Origin of the sequence: Nonomuraea sp. NPDC049709 (assembly GCF_040674815.1) — a bacterium.
GTDB lineage: Bacteria > Actinomycetota > Actinomycetes > Streptosporangiales > Streptosporangiaceae > Nonomuraea.
The window spans coordinates 1-19,382 of record NZ_JBFANM010000040.1; the positions used below are offsets into that span (position 1 = coordinate 1).

At 68.9% G+C, this 19,382-nt stretch carries 17 protein-coding genes; 11 read left to right on the forward strand and 6 right to left on the reverse strand.

Annotated features, from left to right (window positions below):
- Positions 1-98: 98 nt before the first annotated feature.
- From AB0J69_RS34475 to acs, 5 genes are all read right to left on the reverse strand, one after another.
- Positions 99-542: a DUF309 domain-containing protein gene (locus AB0J69_RS34475; RefSeq protein WP_364126055.1), complete on the reverse strand. Its 444-nt coding sequence runs from the start codon at positions 540-542 to the stop codon at positions 99-101.
- Entirely contained in the window at positions 539-1,459 is a 921-nt protein-coding gene (locus AB0J69_RS34480) for an alpha/beta hydrolase (RefSeq protein WP_364126058.1), read from the reverse strand. Before AB0J69_RS34480 ends, AB0J69_RS34475 begins: the two co-directional genes overlap by 4 nt.
- Positions 1,449-1,889 carry a phage holin family protein gene (locus AB0J69_RS34485; protein WP_364126061.1) on the reverse strand — a complete coding sequence of 147 codons (441 nt, stop codon included), beginning with the start codon at positions 1,887-1,889 and terminating at the stop codon, positions 1,449-1,451. The genes AB0J69_RS34480 and AB0J69_RS34485 overlap by 11 nt, the downstream gene beginning before the upstream one ends.
- Positions 1,890-1,920: 31 nt before the next feature.
- The gene (locus AB0J69_RS34490; RefSeq protein ID WP_364126064.1) at positions 1,921-2,220 is read right to left on the reverse strand and encodes a Na+/H+ antiporter NhaA; all 300 of its coding nucleotides are present in this window, start codon (positions 2,218-2,220) and stop codon (positions 1,921-1,923) included.
- A gap of 229 nt (positions 2,221-2,449) precedes the next feature.
- Positions 2,450-4,423, reverse strand: a complete 1,974-nt coding sequence (gene acs, locus AB0J69_RS34495; protein WP_364126067.1) for an acetate--CoA ligase — start codon at positions 4,421-4,423, stop codon at positions 2,450-2,452.
- A gap of 415 nt (positions 4,424-4,838) precedes the next feature.
- On the opposite strand from acs, the gene AB0J69_RS34500 reads away from it, so the two are divergent.
- The 9 genes from AB0J69_RS34500 (at position 4,839) to AB0J69_RS34540 (ending at position 15,337) form a co-directional block, all read left to right on the forward strand.
- A complete protein-coding gene (locus AB0J69_RS34500) occupies positions 4,839-5,618 on the forward strand; it encodes an oxidoreductase (RefSeq protein WP_364126070.1) in 780 nt (259 codons plus the stop codon).
- A 958-nt stretch (positions 5,619-6,576) separates the two neighbouring features.
- The gene (ssd, locus tag AB0J69_RS34505; RefSeq protein WP_364126073.1) at positions 6,577-7,620 is read left to right on the forward strand and encodes a septum site-determining protein Ssd; all 1,044 of its coding nucleotides are present in this window, start codon (positions 6,577-6,579) and stop codon (positions 7,618-7,620) included.
- A complete protein-coding gene (locus tag AB0J69_RS34510) occupies positions 7,617-8,888 on the forward strand; it encodes a TadA family conjugal transfer-associated ATPase (RefSeq protein WP_364126075.1) in 1,272 nt (423 codons plus the stop codon). Before ssd ends, AB0J69_RS34510 begins: the two co-directional genes overlap by 4 nt.
- A gap of 101 nt (positions 8,889-8,989) precedes the next feature.
- Complete coding sequence (locus AB0J69_RS34515; protein WP_364126077.1) at positions 8,990-9,598, forward strand: type II secretion system F family protein; 609 nt, start codon at positions 8,990-8,992, stop codon at positions 9,596-9,598.
- 406 nt (positions 9,599-10,004) lie between these two features.
- Positions 10,005-10,559, forward strand: a complete 555-nt coding sequence (locus tag AB0J69_RS34520) for a type II secretion system F family protein (protein WP_364126079.1) — start codon at positions 10,005-10,007, stop codon at positions 10,557-10,559.
- A 798-nt stretch (positions 10,560-11,357) separates the two neighbouring features.
- A complete protein-coding gene (locus AB0J69_RS34525; protein ID WP_364126082.1) occupies positions 11,358-11,549 on the forward strand; it encodes a DUF4244 domain-containing protein in 192 nt (63 codons plus the stop codon).
- On the forward strand, positions 11,546-11,926 hold the full coding sequence (locus AB0J69_RS34530) for a TadE family type IV pilus minor pilin (protein ID WP_364126085.1): 381 nt from the start codon (positions 11,546-11,548) through the stop codon (positions 11,924-11,926). Before AB0J69_RS34525 ends, AB0J69_RS34530 begins: the two co-directional genes overlap by 4 nt.
- 298 nt (positions 11,927-12,224) lie before the next feature.
- Positions 12,225-12,668, forward strand: a complete 444-nt coding sequence (locus AB0J69_RS34535; protein WP_364126087.1) for an Rv3654c family TadE-like protein — start codon at positions 12,225-12,227, stop codon at positions 12,666-12,668.
- Positions 12,669-13,264: 596 nt separating this feature from the next.
- Positions 13,265-15,337, forward strand: coding sequence for a hypothetical protein (locus AB0J69_RS34540; protein ID WP_364126089.1), 2,073 nt, complete (start codon positions 13,265-13,267; stop codon positions 15,335-15,337).
- Between the two features lie 292 nt (positions 15,338-15,629).
- Here the strand turns inward: AB0J69_RS34540 and AB0J69_RS34545 are convergent, their stop codons facing one another.
- Complete coding sequence (locus AB0J69_RS34545; protein ID WP_364126092.1) at positions 15,630-18,005, reverse strand: DEAD/DEAH box helicase; 2,376 nt, start codon at positions 18,003-18,005, stop codon at positions 15,630-15,632.
- Positions 18,006-18,414: 409 nt separating this feature from the next.
- Between AB0J69_RS34545 and AB0J69_RS34550 the strand changes: the two genes are divergently transcribed.
- Together AB0J69_RS34550 and AB0J69_RS34555 are read left to right on the forward strand one after the other, a co-directional pair.
- Positions 18,415-18,765, forward strand: coding sequence for an STAS domain-containing protein (locus AB0J69_RS34550; protein ID WP_043629845.1), 351 nt, complete (start codon positions 18,415-18,417; stop codon positions 18,763-18,765).
- 1 nt (position 18,766) lies between these two features.
- Positions 18,767-19,186, forward strand: coding sequence for an ATP-binding protein (locus AB0J69_RS34555; protein WP_364126094.1), 420 nt, complete (start codon positions 18,767-18,769; stop codon positions 19,184-19,186).
- Positions 19,187-19,382 lie beyond the last annotated feature (196 nt).

Sequence of the window (19,382 nt, forward strand, 5' to 3'; positions counted from 1 at the left end):
GAAGATCACCCGTTCTACTGGATCTCCGTTCTCATGTCTCTGGTTCAGCCGAACACCTTGACGCAACCGCCAGCCGTCCTAACTTCCCGGCATTGGGGCTAGCGGGGGAGCTTGGCCAGGATCAGGGCGATGGCCTCGTCGGGGTCGCTGTCCTGGGTCAGGCCCGAGGCCGCCTTGCCGACGGGGTCGTACGCGCCGCCGTACGACTGCGCCTTGGCGGCCCCCCGGCTGAGGAGGGTCACCGCGCCGCGCCCGTTGCCGCGCTGCAGGTGCGTCAACCCGACGCAGATCTGCGCCAGACCCTGCCACAACTCTCGCTCTTCCTCGGGCGCGCATTTCCAGCGGCCCTCGAACACCTCGTGCGCGTTGAACGGCAGGCCCTCGTCGAGGAAGCGGCGGCCGTCGGCCAGCGCCTGCTCGGTGGTGGGGGCGTAGTCGTCGGGGACCCTGGGCAGGCCGGGGGAGCCGTAGGGGAGCGGCCTGCCGTACGCGTCGCGCGGCCGGGCGCTGCGCGGGCGGCCCTCGGGATCGCGGTCTCTCATCGGTCGGGCTCCGGATCGTTCAGCCAGCCGAGCAACTCGGTGTCGAACACGTCGGGGATCTCCTCATGGGGGAAGTGGCCGGCCGCCTCGAACAGCCGCCACCGGTAGGGGGCCGCCACGTAACGGCTCGAACCCTGCGCCGTGCGTGGCAGGACGCTCGGGTCGAGCGCTCCGTGCAGGTGCAGCGTGGGGGCCTCGACCTCGGTACGCATGGCCCTGGCGTAACGGCGGCCGTCGGGGCGGAGCTGGGAGCGGCCGAACCAGCGGTGGTATTCCAGCGCCGAGTGCGCCACGGCCGGGATCCGGAACGCCTCGCGGTAGGTCCGCGACTCCCCGGCGTCCGGCCAGCCGGGCCGCGACCAGTCCTCCAGCAGCCGCCCCACCAGGGCCGCGTCGTGGCGCGTGAGCCGGCGCTCGGGCAGCAGGGGAAGCTGGAACCCGAGCCGCCGGCCACTGGCCTTCAGCTGCCCGAAGGGGTCGGTCAGCAGCGCGTTGCGCAGCCGCAGCGGGTGCGGGGCCGACACCGCGACCAGCCGGCGTACGCACTTGGGGTCGAGCACGGCCATCGTCCAGGCCAGCAGCCCGCCCCAGTCGTGCCCCACCACGATCGCGCCGGTCTCGCCCAGCGCCCTGATCAGCCCCGTCGCGTCGGCGGCCAGCGTGGGCAGGTCGTAGCCGCGCGGCGGCTTGTCGCTGCCGCCGTAGCCGCGCAGGTCGGCCGCCACCGCCCGGTATCCCGCCCCCGCCAGCGAGGTGAGCTGGTGCCGCCAGGTCCACCAGAACTGCGGGAACCCGTGCAGCAGCAGCACCAGTGGCCCGTCACCGGCCTCCACGACGTGGAACCGGGTGCCGCCCGCGTGCACCGCGCGGTGCGTCCACGGGCCCTCGATCTGGACGACGGACTCGTCAGGCGCCATCTCGGGTCACCGGCTCGCGGTCCGGGCTGGGCACCGGCAGCGCCGGCTCCTCGGGAGTGGCGATCTCCTTGAGCCCCTTGATCGATCGGGCGGTCCGCTTCATCCCGGCCAGACCCTTGAGCCGGCGGATCCCGACGAACACCAGCAGACCCGCGACCAGCAGGTAGAAGACGGTCACGATGAGGAAGGCGAGCCAGTTGGGCATGACCTGGGCCAGCGCGTAGGCGATCGTGAACGAGGCGAGGATCAGGCACAGGTGCGCCATGAAGGCCGCGGCGGCGAACATCCCGGCCGCCGTGCCGACCCGCTTGGCGTCGAACCTGAACTCGGCCTTGGCCAGCTCGATCTCCGAGCGGATCAGGGACGAGATGTGACTGCTCGCCTGGGCGACCAGCGAGCCCAGGGATTCTTCCTCGGGAGTCTGCGGCATGAACGTCTCCTATCGAGGCCTGGTGGCCGTGTCAAACATCATCCAGCGCAATGCGACGCTGCGTACTCGTGCGTTGAGCAACACCGCCGCCAGGATCGACGCGATGAGGCCGGCCGCGAGGTTCCCGGTGGTGACGGCTTCGGCACGCTGCCGATCGTCGCCGTACGCCATGTCCCGACAGTCTCGCCAGGCCGAGCCGTACGGAAAGCCGGGCACCGCCGAACACGCCGAGGAACTTACCGAGCACGCGTCCCGCCATCACTCCCAGAACTACCCGATCGGAAAAGATAGCGCCCCGGTTTGATCCATCCAGCTTCACCCCCGCCGACATGAAGGCGAAGGTGGCATGACCATCCCCGCCGGGGAGGTGATGATCGGGAGGGCGGCCCTGCGCGGTCCCGCGGCCGTCCGGGGGAGGCTTTCGCCCGGGCCAGGGCGGCGATGGTGGCGACGAGCACGGAGGCCACCGGCCGGGAACGGCCACGTCTCGGCCGGTGGCTCAGCGTATCTACGTAGCCGCATGTCCCGTTTTATTGGGACATGCGGCTACGCGTGTGGCTCTAGTCCTCCGACTTCGCGGACGGGAGCTTCTCCGAGATCAGGTTCATCACCGTGCTGTCGGCCAGGGTGGTGACGTCGCCGATGCTGCGGTTCTCGGCCACGTCGCGCAGGAGGCGGCGCATGATCTTGCCGGACCGGGTCTTGGGCAGCTCGGGGACTACCAGGATCTGGCGCGGCTTGGCGATCGGGCCGAGCGTCTTGGACACGTGGTTGCGCAGGTCGGAGGCGATGTCGTCGTTCTCCTCGGCGGAGCCGCGCAGGATCACGAACGCCACGATGGCCTGGCCGGTCACCGGGTCGGTAGCGCCCACCACGGCCGCCTCGGCCACCTTCGGATGGCTGACCAGCGCGCTCTCCACCTCGGTGGTGGAGATGTTGTGGCCGGAGACCAGCATGACGTCGTCCACGCGGCCGAGCAGCCACAGGTCGCCGTCGTCGTCCTTCTTGGCGCCGTCGCCGGGGAAGTACATTCCCTCGAAACGGCTCCAGTAGGTGTCGATGTAGCGCTGGTCGTCGCCCCAGATCGTGCGGAGCATGGAGGGCCACGGCTCGCGTACGGCGAGGAAGCCGCCCCCGCCGTTCGGGACGCTGTTGCCCTGGTCGTCCACCACGTCGGCGACTATGCCGGGCAGCGGGCGCATGGCGGCGCCCGGCTTGGCCGCGGTCACGCCGGGCAGCGGGCTGATCATGATGGCGCCGGTCTCCGTCTGCCACCAGGTGTCCACGACGGGGCAGCGCTCGCCGCCGATGTGCTCGCGGTACCAGACGTACGCCTCGGGGTTGATCGGCTCGCCGACGGAGCCCAGGATACGCAGGCTGGACATGTCGTACTTGGCGGGGATGTCGTCGCCCCACTTCATGAACGTCCGGATCGCTGTGGGCGCGGTGTAGAGGATCGTGATCTTGTACTTCTGCACGATCTCCCAGAACCGGCCGCGGTGCGGGGTGTCCGGGGTGCCCTCGTAGATGACGCTGGTGGCGCCGTTGGCCAGGGGGCCGTACACGATGTAGGAGTGGCCGGTCACCCAGCCGATGTCAGCCGTGCACCAGTAGATGTCGGACTCGGGCTTGAGGTCGAAGACCGCGTGGTGGGTCCAGGCCGTCTGCGTCAGGTAGCCGCCGGTGGTGTGCAGGATGCCCTTGGGCTTACCGGTGGTGCCGCTGGTGTAGAGGATGTACAGCGGGTCCTCGGCGTCGTGGGGCTCGGCGGTGTGCTGGTCGCTCTGGCGCTCCACCACGTCGTGCCACCACACGTCCTTGCCGTTGGTGGTGACGTCCTGGCCGGTACGCCGTACGACGAGGACGTGCTCGACCTGCGGGCACTCGGCGACGGCCTCGTCCACGGTCGGCTTGAGCGCCGACGGCTTGCCCCTGCGGTAACCGCCGTCGGCGGTGATGACCAGTTTGGCGTCGGCGTCGTCGATCCGGCTCTTCAGCGCGCTGGCCGAGAACCCGCCGAACACCACCGAGTGGACCGCCCCGATGCGGGCGCAGGCCAGCATCGCGATCGGCAACTCGGGGATCATCGGCATGTAGATCGCGACCCGGTCGCCCTTGTTCACGCCGAGCTCCCGCAGGGCGTTGGCGGCCTTGCTGACCTCGGTCTTCAGGTCGTTGTAGGTGAGGGTGCGGGTGTCGCCGTCGGGCTCGCCCTCCCAGTAATAGGCGACCTTGTCGCCGCGGCCCTCCTCGACGTGGCGGTCGACGCAGTTGTAGGCGACGTTGAGCTCGCCGCCGACGAACCACTTGGCGAAGGGGGGATTCCATTCGAGCGTCGTGTCCCACCGTTTGGCCCACGCGAGCCGGTCGGCAGCCTGCTCCCAGAAGGCGAGACGGTCCGCGGCGGCCTCGTCATATGCGGCTGCGGTCACGTTCGCGGCCGCCGCCAGGTCGGCCGGCGGTGCGAACCGGCGATTCTCCTGCAGCAGGTTGGACAGCGCCTGGGGCTCGTTACCAGCGGTCTCCGGGGCCACCTCATGCTCCTTCTATGGCCAGATTGGATAGGTCGTGTCCCACTTCACCAGCTCACGACCTCGGTACACAAGAGGTCTAGACAGGTCTGTACCGTGGGGGAGCCTTATCAGGGTGCATTACAACTGCTATTGAAATGTTGTCATCCTGAAATCTGGAGAATGTGCGGGTGGGGTTTATGGGCCCCCCTTGGGGCCGGGTGTGCCGGGGTTTCTCGGGGGTCGGCTGCCGGGCCGTTCCCGGCCGTACACCGAGGGTCACCACCGCCCGGCCGGTACGCCTGGCGCCCCGCGTGATCCGGCGTCCGGCCACTCTCTGCCACCCCGCCGCTGTTCTGGATCGCCGCACCGGGGCCACTCTGATGGTGGGCCCCGCGCCTCGTCGTCCCGGTGCTACCCGCAGGTAAGGTCATGTCTCGTGAGTGACCCATTGGCCGCCATCGCCCAGTTCCCCGGTGTCCCGGAGGCGGTGGACGAGGCCCGGCAGGCCGTCGACCGGCTGTACCGCCACCGCGTCCTGCGCCGGGCCAGCCCCGCGGTGTCCACGGAGTCGTCCCTGCGCGGCGCGCGGGCGTCGGCCGCCATCGAGGGCGTGGACGTACCTCTGGACGTCCTGCGCCGGGACGAGGCGCACGACCCGCTGGTGCAGGGGGCGCTGCGCGCGTCGGCGGAGATGGGCCGCCTGGGCGCGACGTGGCGGAAGGCGCCTCGGCAGGTGCTCGCCCGGCTGCACGTCGTGGCGGCGGCCGGCCTGACATCGCAGGAGGAGCTCGGCCGCCCCCGTGCCTTCGACGAGGCCTCCGACCCGCTGTCCCTGGGCCCCGCGCCGGCCGCCGCCGACACCGCGACCCGCATGGAGGGCCTGCTCGGCCTGCTCGAACAGCCCACGAAGGCGCCCGCCATCGTGCTGGCCGCCGTGGTACACGCGGAGCTGGCGGTGCTGCGCCCGTTCGGCACGGCGGACGGGATCGTGGCGCGTTCGGCGGAGCGGTTGACGCTGGTCGAGTACGGGCTGGACCCGAAGTCACTGGTCGCGGTCGAGGTGGGGCACCTGGAGCTGGCGTACGGGGATGCGCTTCGCGCGTACCTGAGCGGGACGCCGGAGGGCGTGGGCACCTGGGTACAGCACTGTGCCGCTGCGGTAAGCCTCGGCGTACGCGAGACGACTGCGATCTGTGAGGCCATGCAGAGGGGCTGACGCGGGCCGCGGGGGAGTTACGGACATAGCTGACGGCGTCTCACTCATGAGACGCCGTCTGCCGTGCATCACACCGGGTTACCAAGCGTGCACCTCTATCCGTCGGAGCGGGTCAAGCCCGTCACGACGCGCCTCCCGCGGCTGGTCGCGCGTGGGTGCCCGGTTGATGCACCCGGACAAGTGGTCCGTGACACCTTTCTACGACGGATCCGCCCTGATGGGAACCCCTCGTACCAAGACCTTTACCCGACCATGGTCCAGCACTTCTGGTATGGGGGTGGCGACGCCTTGGCCGGCCGGTTACCAAGCTGTGATGATCACTCTCTGTGATCGTCTTTATGTGATCGTTATGGGGTGGCGAAAAAACTTGGCGAAAATGCGAGATTGCTCCTCGACGAAACTCGAGTCGATCGGGCAGCATACGTGGGTATCACCTGAAACTGGAGCGACCGTGCAAGGGATGGCTTTGCAAGTCCCTTGCCAGGCTCCGGTCCAGTGATGAAAGCTTTCTTCTGAAACGGGACCGGCTCTACCCCCCCGGAGCCGGACCGATCAGGCGACCCCCGCTCTCCCCCCCGGCGGGGGTCGCCCCTTTTCCACCCCCAGCTGGCTCGGCCCCGCCCCGCCACGCATGCCACGCCACGCTTGGCCCCGCCCTGCACGGTGCAGGCCCGCCTCGCTTGTCCCCGGCCGCCTCGCGTGGCCCAGCCTCCGCACGATCCCGGCCCCCCTGACGGCCCGACTTCCGGCCTGGCCCGGCCCGCCCTGCATGCCCCACAGTCACCCGGGCTTTCCGTGATCATCACCCTCTGGCCCCGGGCCGCAGGGCCTGGCACAACGAGTTATCCACAACACCTGACCCCACCCCACCCCCCGATCCACAGAACCCCGTTCGGCTGTCCCCCGCCCCCACCCCCTCCACCAAGGTGGGCCTCCCAACCCCGCAGGGAGGCCGAACATGCACCGCCCCTTGGTCATCACCGAAGACCACGCCCTACTCGACGACCTGGTCCGCATCGCCGCCGCGGCCGGTGCGCAGCTCGACGTGGCCCACGTCCCCGCCCACGCCCGCCCCTTCTGGAACCTCGCCCCGCTGATCGCCATCGGCGCGGACCAGGCGGACGCCGTGGCCGCGACCTCACCTCCCGCCCGAGACCAGGTCCTCCTCGTGACCCGAGACTCCGAGGACCCGGACACCTGGCGAAAATGCGTGGCCGTGGGCGCTCAGACCGTCCTGTCCCTCCCCGGCGACGAACGCCACCTGGTCGACCGGTTCGCGGATGCCATGGAGCCGGACCCCCGGTCGGGATCCGTGATCTGCGTGATCGGCGGCCGAGGCGGCGCGGGCGCGAGCGTGCTCGCCGCCTGCCTGGCTCTGCGTGCCTCTGCCGACCACCTCCGCACCCTGCTCGTGGACGCCGACCCGCTGGGCGGCGGCATAGACGCGTTGCTGGGTCACGAGGAGGCGCCGGGTGCCCGCTGGGGCGACCTGGTGGCCAGGGAGGGCAGGATCAATTCCGGCGCGCTGCAAGCGGCGCTGCCCGCGTTCGGGGAGCTGGCCGTGCTGTCCTTCCACAGAGGCGAGGTGGCGGCGATCCCCGCCCAGGCCATGCGCTCGGTCCTCGAAGCGGGCCGGCGCGGCTTCGACCTCGTCGTCGTGGACCTCCCCCGGCACCTGGACCCGGCCTCGACAGAGGCCCTGACCAGAGCGAAGATCACGTTGGCGGTGGCCACGGCAGACGTACGCGGCATCCTCTCGGCCGCCCAGGTCCTGTCCGAGGTACGCAAACACACCGCCGACGTCCGCGCCGTCCTCCGCCCCGGAGTCCTGGACGACGACATGGCCATGGCCTCCCTGGGCGTCCCGTCCGTCGGCAACCTCCCCGACCAGCCCCGGCTCACCGCCACCCTCAACCGCGGAGAGCTGCCCAAACTGGGCCCACGCACCGTGCTGGGCGCCCTCTGCACCTCCCTCCTGCGAGACCTCCTCCCAGCGGCATGACCCCCGACCTCCAAGTCCAGGAGCCCCACCCGCAAACCCGGACCGCCGTCTCCCCAGACCTGGTCGAGGCCGTCCGCGTACGCCTGGCCCGGACAGGCGCCGAGCCCAGCGCCGCCCAGGTGGCAGTGGCCCTGAGAGCCGAGAAGTCCGTGTACGGCGACGCCGAGATCCTCGCCGTCGCCCGGGCCCTCTGCGCCGACCTGATGGGCGCGGGCCCGCTGGAACCGTTCCTGGCCCGCCCCGACGTCACGGACGTCCTGGTCAACGGTCCCCGCGAGGTATGGATCGATGACGGCACCGGCCTGCGCCGAACCCCGGTCACGTTCGCGGACGACGGAGCCGTCCGCAGGCTGGCGCAACGCCTGGCGACGGCCGCGGGCAGGCGCCTGGACGACGCATCCCCGTACGTGGACGCCCGCCTTCCAGGAGGGGTACGCCTGCACGCGGTGCTCCCGCCTGTCGCGTCCGGCGGCACCTGCGTCTCCCTGCGCCTGCCACCACGCCGCACCTTCACCCTGACGGACCTCGTCTCGGCAGGCACGATCGCCCCGTCCGCGATCCCGGTGCTCACCGCCATGGTCACCGCCAGGCTCGCCTTCCTGGTGACCGGCGGCACCGGCACGGGCAAGACCACGCTCCTGTCGGCACTGCTCTCCCTCGCGGACCCGGGCGACCGCCTCCTGCTGGTGGAGGACTCGGCCGAGCTCCGCCCCCTCCACCCTCACGTGGTCCGCCTGGAGACCCGCCCGGCGAACCTGGAGGGCGCGGGCGGGGTGGGCCTTCGCGACCTGGTCCGGCAGGCGCTCAGGATGCGTCCCGACCGCCTGGTGGTCGGAGAGGTGAGAGGAGCCGAAGTAGTGGACCTCCTGGCCGCCCTGAACACCGGCCACGAGGGCGGTTGCGGAACGCTGCACGCCAACACGGCGGCCGACGTACCACCTCGTCTGGAGGCGCTCGGCTGCGCGGCGGGCCTGAGCAGAGAGGCCGTGCACAGCCAACTGGCCGCGGCCCTCGACGCGGTCATCCACCTGACCCGCGGCCGCCCGGACGGCCGAAGGCGCATAGCCGAGATCTGCCTGCTCTCCAGAACACCGGCCGGCTTCGTCGAGTCGGTCCCGGCCCTGACCTTCGACGCAGCAGGCCACACCCGACCAGGCCCCGGCCACGACGCCCTGACCCACCGAGCGCACCTGGGTCGAAACCACGATCACCCCAGCACAAGCATCCCCGAATCGTGCGATCTCCCCCCCACGGAACCAAGGCGATGACCAGCGCCCTCATATCCGCGTTGTCCACAGCCGTCGCCATATGGCTGTGGACAGCCCCCGACCCAGCGACAACCCGACTGACCAAGCTATTGACCTCGGACATGCCCAACCCCTCATCATGGCCACCCCTGTCCAAGCTCATCACCCGTCCCAGCCCAGCCCGCCGCGCGGAGGCCTGGCGACGGGCATCGATCGAGCTGTGCCAGTCCCTGTCAGCGGAATTGACGGCCGGCCGCACCCCCGGCGAGGCCCTCACCAGAGCCATAACCGCAGTGGACTTCCCCGACCCCAGCCTCCTCCGCCCGGTGGTCGCTGCCGCACGGGACGGCGGCGACGTCTCCGCAGCCCTGACCTCATCGGCCCCACCACAAGGAGGAGAGGGCTTCCACAGGCTGGCGACCTGCTGGGAGGTCGGCACCACGGTGGGTGCGGGCATGGCCTCCTTGATCGACCGAGTGGCACACACGTTACGAACCGCCCAGGCCCACCGCCAGGACGTGGCAGCACAACTGGCGGGACCACGCACCACAGCCAGAATGCTCGCCGTCCTCCCGGCCCTCGGCCTCCTCATGGCCGGCGCCCTGAACATGCACCCACTGGACTTCCTGTTCGGCAGCATCCCAGGCTTCATGTGCCTGGTGACCGGGGTCGTCTTGGACGTCTGCGGCCTGTGGTGGACCAACCGCATGGCAACCCGAGCCCAGACCTGAACCTCTGAGCCCGCTCACAACTCCTCACGCCGACCCCCACATCGCAAACGGCCCCCGAACCAACGCCCCCGATCGGATTTCCCCGCCGATGCTCCAGCTCCTGTCCACGCTGTGCGCCGCCATCTCCGCCTGGCTGTGGCTCTCACCAAGAACGCCCGCAGAACGCCTCACCCGCCTGCGCCCCCCGGACAACCCCCCTTCATCACCGGCCTCCCCCTCCCACCCCCAAGCCCCCCAACACGCCCCAATCCGCCATCACCCTCAAGACCTTCAGCACCCGAACAGCCACCCCACCCGACCCCCCGACGAAAGCCGGCACTCCCCGACCTGGCTGGACCCCACTCCCCGTCCGCACAAGCTCACCCGCAGAACCACCCTCACCGCCACATGCACCGGCCTGATCTTCGTGTTCCTGATCGGGGGCCTGGCCGGAGCCGTCGCCGGCCTCCTCATCACACCGGCAGTAGGTCTGTACCTGCACAGAAGAGAACCCCAACAAGCAGCCCAGCAAGAGCGCCACCGAATCGCCGCCGACCTTCCCTTCGCCGCCGACCTGATGACCGCCTGCCTGCGGGCCGGATGCCCGGTGAGTGCCGCCACGGAGATCGCCGCCCACGCGATAGGCGGCCCCCTCGGCGACCGTCTGACGTGGGCAAGCAGCCAACTACGGCTGGGCGCCGACCCCGAACCAACCTGGGCCGCCCTCGCAAGAGACCCCGCAATGGGCCAACTGTCCCGAGCCATGACCCGCGCCGCGCAAAGTGGCGCCCCGGTGGCCGACGTCCTGACCCGGCTGGCCGACGACGCCCGAGAAGCAGCCAGAGCCACCGCTGTGGCCTCGGCGAGAAGCGTCGGCGTGAAGGCGGTAGCGCCTTTGGGCCTGTGCTTCCTCCCCGCGTTCGTCCTCCTGGGCATCGTCCCGGTGATTGCCGGCCTGGCCTCCACCATCATCATCCCGTAACCACAAGCAACCCTCGGAGACACCACACCCGCAGGCCCCTGCAACCCCGTGCCGGAACTCACCGCAAGAAATGCAACCGGACCACCACAACCACAGCAAGCCCGTACGACCAGCGACGCCGGACAACCAGCGACTCGGACGAACACCACGAGACCAGCTACAGCGACTCGCAGCTACCCGGCGACCCAACTTCGTCAATCCACCAGCGCTCCATCCACCAGCATGACCAGCCAACGCCGACGGACTCCTCATCGCCAAGGGCATCGCTATCCACAAGGCATTACTCCAGCGCCTCACTTATCCACAGAACGGCGTTCGGCTCACCGGCGCCCACCCCGCCTGAGCGACCCTTGGACTCCCGCCGGACAAGACCCCGGCTCCCGAACACCTGGAGGCAAGATGCACAGTCCCGCCACCACGCCAGACGACATCAAAGCCATCCCAGACCGGATTCCAACCACCACGTCGAGCACCAGCCCACACGGCCACATCGTCAGAAGCCTCATCCAGCAATTCGTCCGAAGCCCCGCCCAGACCGCCTCAACCGATTCATCGCATCCGGCATCCCCAGCGCACAACGCCACCCGAACCACCACCGCTTACGCCACGTCGACAGCCACCCTCACTCCCCGCACCACAGCTGCGGACGCTCCAACACCGCGCACCGCCACGGCAGACGCTCCAACGACCCACAAGCCGGCAACGGCGGGCACCACCCCGCAGCGAGACCCGTCAGCTCCGATCAAGCAGTCCGTGAACCCCTCACCACCCCCTGACCGACACACCAGAAGCCCTCGCGTGCGACCCAACAAGTGGCTCCACTACGCAACCGTCAACCGCGAGCGCGGCATGTCCACCGCCGAATACGCGGTAGGAACCATCGCAGCCTGTGCCTTCGCCGCGCTCCTCTTCAAGGTCGTGAGCAGCCCAGAGGTCCAGGAAATGCTGACGTCACTCATCGACCGAGCACTCAACACAACGAAGGAATGACCTTCCGCCACACGCGGACCCTCAAGAGCACCGAGCGGCCGGCATCGCGCGGTTCGGTTACTGCCGAGACCGCCGCGATGCTGCCCGCCCTCATGGTCGTGCTGGCAGCCGCCCTGTGGGCCATTCAAGCCGTCGGAGTCCAACTCGAATGCGTGGATGCCGCCCGAGCAGCGGTCCGAGCCGCAGCCAGAGGCGAGCCCCTGGACCAGGTCCGCACTTTCGCCCGCACAGCCACCAGCCCAGACGCTCAAGTGGACATAACCCGCGATCCGAAACTAACAAAAGTGCAGATCACAGTAGAAGTACGCCCGTCCTGGGGCGAATCCTTACCCGCAGTCCGCGTATCGGCAGCGGCCACCGCAGACACCGAACGATGACCCGTCACCGAGACGTTCGCCGTCGCCCTGCCGCGCCTGACCATGTACGACGGAGCCTCGGTGACGACCGTTCCGGCTGTATCGCGCGGAGGGCGCCTTCGCCCGCCGCATGTCCGAGCCGGCACCGCTGAGCACCGAGGTCAGGCGCCCGGCAAGTTCGCTCAACACGATGCTGGCCCAGACCGAGCGGAGGGGGCGCGGCGAAGCGTCGCGACCAACCTCATCGGTCGGAACCGCCCCCCGGCATGGGCTTGCCGGCACAAGGCACTGATGCCTCATATCGCCATCACCAACACCTATGGCCGCTACAGCCTTCAGGACATCGGATCGGGAGGAAGCAATCAACTCCAAAGATCGTGACGAAGCGCTCAACTCCAGAAACCGTGGCTCGGCCACCCTCTGGGGCGTCGCCCTCATGGGGCTCCTGATGGCGATCGCCACAGCGTTCGCCACGGTGGGATCCGTGCGCGTGGCCCGCCACCGAGTCAACAGCGCCGCAGACCTCAGCGCCCTGGCAGCGGCGAAGCTGGCGTTGATCGACCCGGAAGGTGCCTGCGAGAGAGCCTCCGCATTGGCCGAGGAAAATGGCGTCGACCTGACGCAATGCAAGATCACCGAAGATGTTGCCGACGTCTGGACCGCGTTACCGATCTCATTGCCGTTATTGGGACCCCGCACCCTGACGGGCAGATCACGCGCAGGCCCAGCGACCCCCGCCGCACCAACGGGAAACGATCACTAGCCACCGCCGCAACCTCGGCCGCCTGCATTCGTGTGGAACCCGGGCTATCGATGACGGTCTATTAGCTTGGAGGGCTCGGCGCTGGCGCTGTGTCTGTAAAACGAGATATCGATCGAGAGCATGAGGCGTTTCCTGCGCCAACCAGCACGTTGTTCCGGGCTCGTTCCGGCGACGCACCCTAGGTGTAGATCTTCGAACGCAACGATGAATTGCCGCTATTCGAACGAGAGGTCGAGCGGTGTGAGCAGCGTCCTTGTGCAAGAACCCCATGTGAGCGCATGAACGCTCGTACGTGAAATGGGTGTGGTCCAAGCGCTGGGCGCTTTGTGGCTGTTGTGGCTTGCGAGGCAATGTCGCAATCAAGTCACGACTTCTTGGACGTGGTGTCCAAGAGTCTGATCTCTCCCGTAAGGTTCCGCTTACCCTCGGTCCATGCCGTATGTGACAGGGAGTCTGGGAGCGCAGGACCACAGTCGCTAGGGTGCGGGTCCGGGGACGGTCGGTGACCGTATCGGCCGGGCGGACTGCACTTCCGGTCGTCGCATGAACGCCCCGTGGGTGCTCAGGCGGCGAGGCTCTCGATGGAGGGAAGCGTCGTGACGGTAGTCGGCAGAGTGGTGGCCGCAGGGCTGATCGTGGCCGGATCCATCGCGCTTGGCGGAGCCGCTCGAGCAGACACGTCGATCGCATACGGCGGAGCCGCTCAAGCGGGCACGATGATTGCGTACGGCGGAGCCGCTCAAGTCGGCACGACGATTGGGCAGGGCGATTCCTCCGGTCAGATCACCTCGCCCTCTGACGGTCAGGTGGTGTCGGACTCGTCCGTCACGGTCTCCGCGCGTACGGGCCTGATGCAGCTGCGGATAGGGCTGTACGTCGAAGGGCCCTCCACGCCCAGCCAGAAGGTCGCGGGAGGTGGGGCGAACCAGACGATCTCCGGTACGTTCGCGGCCGGCGATGCCCCCAACGGCACCTTCACCGTGACCCTCAAGGGAGAGATCACCGGGACCAGGTACGCAACCAGCACGTTCAAGCTTCGACGGCCTGCCGAGGCGCCGGGCGACGTGAACGCGAGCAAGCAGGGCACCAGCAAGGTCCTGGTGACCTGGAGCAAGGGGTCCGAGCCTGACCTGCAGTCATACGAGGTTTCCAATACGCAGTCGGGCGTGGTCGGGCGACTGCCCGCCGACAGCGCGTGCGCGGGTTCGTCCTGCAAGGCGGTGCTGGGCGTGCCTGCCAAGGCGGCTGGGCAGAAGGTTGGGTTCACGGTCAAGGCGTTCAGGGGTGACGGCGACGGCGGGTCGATCGGATCGGGCGAGTCGGCGGCCGCGTACATCAGCTTCCCCGCCGCCCCCACGGCGCAGCCGACGAAGAAGACGACGACCGGCAACGATCAGACGCCGAAGAGCAGAGATGCCAGAGGCGTCGATGCGCTGCCCACGCTGCCCGCCAAGAAGCAGACCCTCCCCTCGGCCAAGCCGACGACCCGTAAGCCGACCACCACGAAGCTGCCGGACCTGCCCGATGCCGATCCGAATGGCAACCTTCCGATTCCGACCGCCGACGCGCAGGGCGACAACGGCGAACTGGCGCCGGCGGATGCGAAGGAGGACGGCGGGGATACGGCTCCCGTACAGAGCGATGGAGTGAAGGCCCAGTCGAACGAGTCGCCGATCGGGGGCCTCGGCCAGTACGGCCTCTACGTGGCGGGAGGCATTCTCCTGCTGCTGCTCGGCGCCCATGCGGGTGCCTGGGCTCGGCGGCGTTCGCTTGCCACGGGTGCGGGCGGCTCCGTACCCGCGCCCTCGGCACTCGGAGATGGCGGTGCACCGACTGGTGGGGCGCAGGTCGCCAGGGTGGCCGATCACGAGGCTCATGTCGGAGAGGCGGATGGCAATGTCACGCCCGCCACGACGGCACCGCGTCGGCCGGCGGTCATCCTGGCCGTTGCCAGGACTCGCGTCCCCGAGCAGCCGTCTCGAGCTCAGCGGATCGAATCGGGCGGGGAGCCGGTGGGGTTGGGCGCGGAGGCGTTGTCGCATGTTGGTGAGGTGTCCTCCCAGCCGTCGGCGGCACCGTCGGCGGCGCCCTCGGTGACTGTCTCGGAGCAGGGGCGGCTGCAGTCGCCCTCACGTGATCAGGTGCGTAGGGAAGATCAGGTGCGCGGAGAAGTGGCGCGCCGTGGTGATGTCGATCGTGAGCCCGGTGCGGACACGGCGAGAGGTGGCGGCCAGAGGCCCGGCCGGGAGGGGTCGCTCGGTCTTGAGGGGCTGGCCGGCCTCGAGGGACGGGGCGGTTACGAGGGGCCGCCCCGTCTTGAGGCGCGGCCCGGTCTTGAAGGCAGTGGCGGCGGTCTGGAGGGGCGACCTGGCCCTGGAGGGTCGGGCGGGGATAAGGGGCCGGGTCATATCGCGTTGCCGAGTTCGGCGGTAACGGATGTTCCTGAGCCCTCCGCTCCGACGGTGACGCCCGCCGTACGCCTTGAAGAGCGTTGGAACGACTACCTGCCGCCGTCGCCGAGATCCATGGAGGACAGCGGTTTCTGGGAGCGTCCGCAGCCAGGGGCTGCCGACTTCTGGGCGGCGGATGATGATGGCGCGGACGACGGTAGCCAAAAGGGCGACGAACGGGTTTATGCGAGTCGCCGGCACCGAGGTGGAGAGAGCTAGATAGCTGCGGAAGACCTCTGAAGGAGCGGTAATTGCTCTGCGTTCCGGTCCGGGTTGTTCGTTTTGACCGGGGCTCACTGTCGAGTGATGCCGGGGTCGATCGAAAGGCAGGCTGGGCTGTTCGGTGGGTGTGGGCGTGATGCTTGTGACTTGCGCTGATGGTGTGTGTCTGGGGCGGTGGGCCACTTCGGCGATGGTGTGGGTGGAAGGTAATGAATTTGGGGGAGGAGATGTGTGGTTATTCGCGTGATTGTGGGGCCTGGGGAGTGGGGTGCTGGTGTTTTTGAGTGACCTATTGAGGGGTTAGGAGTGTGTTGAGGAGGCGGATGGCGCCTCGTTTGTCCAATGGCTCGTTGCCGTTGCCGCATTTCGGGGATTGGATGCAGGAGGGGCAGCCTCGTTCGCATTCGCAGGACATGATCGCTTCCCTCGTGGCCGTCAGCCAGTCCGTGGCGCGGGCGTAGCCGCGTTCGGCGAAGCCGGCGCCGCCCTCGTGGCCGTCGTACACGAAGACGGTGAGCAGGCCCGTGTCGGCGTGCAGCTCCGTGGAGACGCCGCCGATGTCCCAGCGGTCGCAGGTGGCGAAGAGGGGGAGCAGGCCGATGGAGGCGTGTTCGGCGGCGTGGGCGGCTCCACCGAGATCGATGCCCGCTTCGGCGAGGGGTGCTACCGCCGAGGCGGGGAGCGTCCACCAGACGGCGCGGGTACGGAGGGTGCGGGGCGGCAGCTCCAAGGGCTCGTCTCCGAGCACTTCGCCCGACTGGAGACGCCTCATGAGGTAGGAGACCACCTGGCGGGTCACCTCCACCTCGCCGAAGTGCAGCGTGCCGGGCCCCAAGGGGTGGGAGCGTTCAGTGGAGAGGACGGAGATATCGGTGATGTCCCGGGCGAACGTCGTGTAGTCGGGGTTCGCGCTCGAGACCAGGGCCACTCCGGCTTCCAGGTCCAGGAGCTCCACCAGGAAGGTCTCGCCCTGGTGGAGGTAGATCGCGCCCGTGTGGACCGTGGTGTGGGCCGAGGGCTCGTCCACGCTGCCCAGGAGGCGGCCGGTGGACGACTCCACGACCTGGATGGGGGCGCCTCCGCCGCCTCGGATGTCGGCGAGGTCGGTGGCGCGCTCGCGCCTGGTCCAGAACCAGCCTGCCGGACGCTTTCTGAGCAGGCCCTGCGTAACCAGGTCCGCCAGGACCTTTGACGTGGTGGTGCCGAAGATCGGCAGGTCGTCCTCGGTCAGCGGGATCTCGGCGGCCGCGGCGCAGAGGTGGGGGCCCAGGACGTACGGGTTGTCGGGGTCGAGGACGATCGCCTCCACGGGCTGGCCGAACAGGGCCTGGGGGTGGTGGACGAGGTAGGTGTCCAGCGGATCGTCCCGGGCGATCAGCACGGCGAGGGCGTCCTGGCCGTCGCGGCCCGCCCGGCCGGCCTGCTGCCAGAGGGAGGCGCGGGTGCCCGGCCAGCCCGCGATCAGTACGGCGTCCAGGCCCGAGACGTCGACGCCCAGTTCGAGGGCGTTCGTGGTGGCCAGGCCCATGATGGTGCCCGCGCGGAGGGCCTTCTCCAGGAGTCTGCGGTCCTCGGCGAGGTATCCGGCCCGGTAGGCGGCGATCTTGTTGGGGAGGTCGGCTAGTTCTGCCGCGTGAGAGGGGTCGTCCGGAAGCGCCCAAGTTAGAGGGCCATGAGCGGTGAACGGGCCGTTAGGCGGTTCTGATGGGTGGAGCGGGAATTGCTGGGTGTTGTCGATTGCGGGATCGATTGGGCGATCGGCAGTTCTCGGGTCGGTTTGAGGCGTCGGGCTGGTGGTGGTGATCGGGTCAAGCGGGTTCGCCCTACTGGAGGGGCCGGAGGGACCAGCGCTGGGGCTGGAGGGGCCTGAGGAGGGGGTGTTGGGGCTGGAGGTGGCGGCCCTGGGGGTGGGGAAAGGGGGGGAGATGGAGAAGGCGACGTCGGCCAGCTTGGCGCGGGCGGACAGGGCGACCGTCTCCGCGCCCCGGCGGGAACGGACGAAGGCGAGCGTTCGTACGTCGGCCAGGACGAGGTCCGCGAGCAGATCCGCCGCCTCCGCCGTGGCCGTGCGCCGTACGGGAGCCCCGCCCTCGCCCCGGAGCTCCGTCAGGGGCGGCTCCCACAACGCGATGGTGGTTGAACCCTTCGGCGAGGCGTCCACCGTCACCTCGTCCATCTCAAGCCCCGTCAGCCTCATCGCGAACGCCCCCGGCTCGCTGGCCGTCGCCGAGGCGAGCAGGAACGTGGGGTGCGTGTTGTAGCGGGCGCAGGCGCGGCGCAGGCGGCGCAGGATCTGCGCGACGTGGGAGCCGAACACGCCGCGGTAACCGTGGCACTCGTCCACGACGACCAGGCGCAGGCGGCGGAAGAACGACGACCACTGCGCGTGGCGGGGAAGGATGCTGCGGTGGAGCATGTCGGGATTCGTCAGGACGTAGTTGGCGTGCTGGCGTACCCAGGTGCGTTCCTCGAACGGCGTGTCGCCGTCGAAGCAGGCCGCGCGCACCTGGGTGATGCGCAACTCGCGCAGGCCGCGGAGCTGGTCGGCGGCCAGTGCCTTGGTCGGCGTCAGGTACAGGACCGTGCCGCCGTCGAGACAGGAGGCGATCGCCGGGGTGAGGTACGCCAGCGACTTCCCCGACGCCGTGCCTGTGGAGATGATCACGTTTCGGCCACGAAAAGCCAGGTCGGCGGCCTCGTACTGGTGTGGCCAGAGTCCTGTGACCCCGCGGTTCGCCAAGCGCGTAACAAGCACTTCAGGCGTCCATTTGGGCCATTGGACTTGACCCGCCTGACGTGCTGGAACATGCTCCACATGGGTGACACGCTCGTGACGTGCGGGAACGCCAAGCAGGTGGTGGAGGAGTGGACCTGCCTGTTGTGGGGAGGATCCGGAGGAAGTCACTGTTTCCAGTCTTGCATCGATGGGCAAAGTCGCCGGGAATCGTGATTTCGTATAGACACAAGCCAGGCGCGTGGTTGAATGCCGCGCGTCAGGGTCGGACAGTCTGGGGCCACGCTCCAGATTGCCAGGCCCGCAAGAGTAGTTTCGCAGGCGAGGCGCTGGAGGATCTGTGGATCTGAAGTTGGATCACCGCACCGAAGACCGACTCACCATCGTGGAGGTCGAGGGTGAGATCGATGTCTACACGGCGCCGAGATTGCGTGAGCTCCTGATCGACCTGGTCAACAAGGGCAACTTCCACCTTCTCGTCAACATGGAGAAGGTCGACTTCCTCGACTCGACGGGCCTCGGCGTGCTGGTCGGCGGGCTCAAGCGGGTCCGCGCGCACGACGGCTCCCTCGAGCTGGTCTGCACGCAGGAGCGCATCCTCAAGATCTTCCGGATCACCGGTCTGACCAAGGTCTTCGGGATCTACGCTTCGGTCGACGAGGCCAAGGAAGCTCACGGCAAAGACAAGTAGCATGGCTACCGTCGAGCTGACGTTCAGCGCTCTCCCCGCGCACGTGCGAACCGCACGGCTGGTGGCGACAGCGATCGCTCGCCGTACCGGCGTGGAGGAGTCCCTGCTGGACGAGGTCAGGCTCGCCGTGGGTGAGGCGTGCTCCCGGGCAGTCGAGGCGCATCGCGCGCACTGTCCGGGCGAGCCCATCCGCATCGAGCTGCGTGACGATTCCGGGCGTTTCGAAGTCACGGTCAGCGATCAGGCCCCCAGCGAAGAGATCAAGCAGGAACAGCCCCTCGACCTGGGTATGCTGTCTGACTCCTTCATGTCCAACTTCGGCATCGCGGTCATCGAGGGACTGGCCGATGACGTCGAGGTGTTTCCCAGCCCCAAGGGGACGAACATCCGCATGAGCTGGCCCGCGGCGGTCGGGGTCTGACGACTTCTTGGTCGGGGTCTGACGACTTCTTCTCCTCTCGTCTCCTGACGACCCGGGGATCGAGTGCCGCGGAGCGTTCGTGGGCGTCTGACAGTCCCTGACCGCCCCTGACAGCGTGGGTGCGACTGACGCACGGGACGGGCGCTGCCGTGGCGGCCTCTGGGGCGTGGACCTCGGGTCGTGGGACCTCTGGGCG

Coding starts and splice junctions, on each gene's coding strand:
- AB0J69_RS34535 (WP_364126087.1), top strand. CDS start 12,225: ATGGCCGCTACAGCCTTCAGGACATCGGATCGGGAGGAAGCAATCAAC.
- AB0J69_RS34515 (WP_364126077.1), top strand. CDS start 8,990: ATGCCCAACCCCTCATCATGGCCACCCCTGTCCAAGCTCATCACCCGT.
- AB0J69_RS34490 (WP_364126064.1), bottom strand. CDS start 2,220: ATGTCGGCGGGGGTGAAGCTGGATGGATCAAACCGGGGCGCTATCTTT.
- AB0J69_RS34475 (WP_364126055.1), bottom strand. CDS start 542: ATGAGAGACCGCGATCCCGAGGGCCGCCCGCGCAGCGCCCGGCCGCGC.
- AB0J69_RS34485 (WP_364126061.1), bottom strand. CDS start 1,889: ATGCCGCAGACTCCCGAGGAAGAATCCCTGGGCTCGCTGGTCGCCCAG.
- AB0J69_RS34530 (WP_364126085.1), top strand. CDS start 11,546: ATGACCTTCCGCCACACGCGGACCCTCAAGAGCACCGAGCGGCCGGCA.
- AB0J69_RS34555 (WP_364126094.1), top strand. CDS start 18,767: ATGGCTACCGTCGAGCTGACGTTCAGCGCTCTCCCCGCGCACGTGCGA.
- AB0J69_RS34480 (WP_364126058.1), bottom strand. CDS start 1,459: ATGGCGCCTGACGAGTCCGTCGTCCAGATCGAGGGCCCGTGGACGCAC.
- AB0J69_RS34510 (WP_364126075.1), top strand. CDS start 7,617: ATGACCCCCGACCTCCAAGTCCAGGAGCCCCACCCGCAAACCCGGACC.
- ssd (WP_364126073.1), top strand. CDS start 6,577: ATGCACCGCCCCTTGGTCATCACCGAAGACCACGCCCTACTCGACGAC.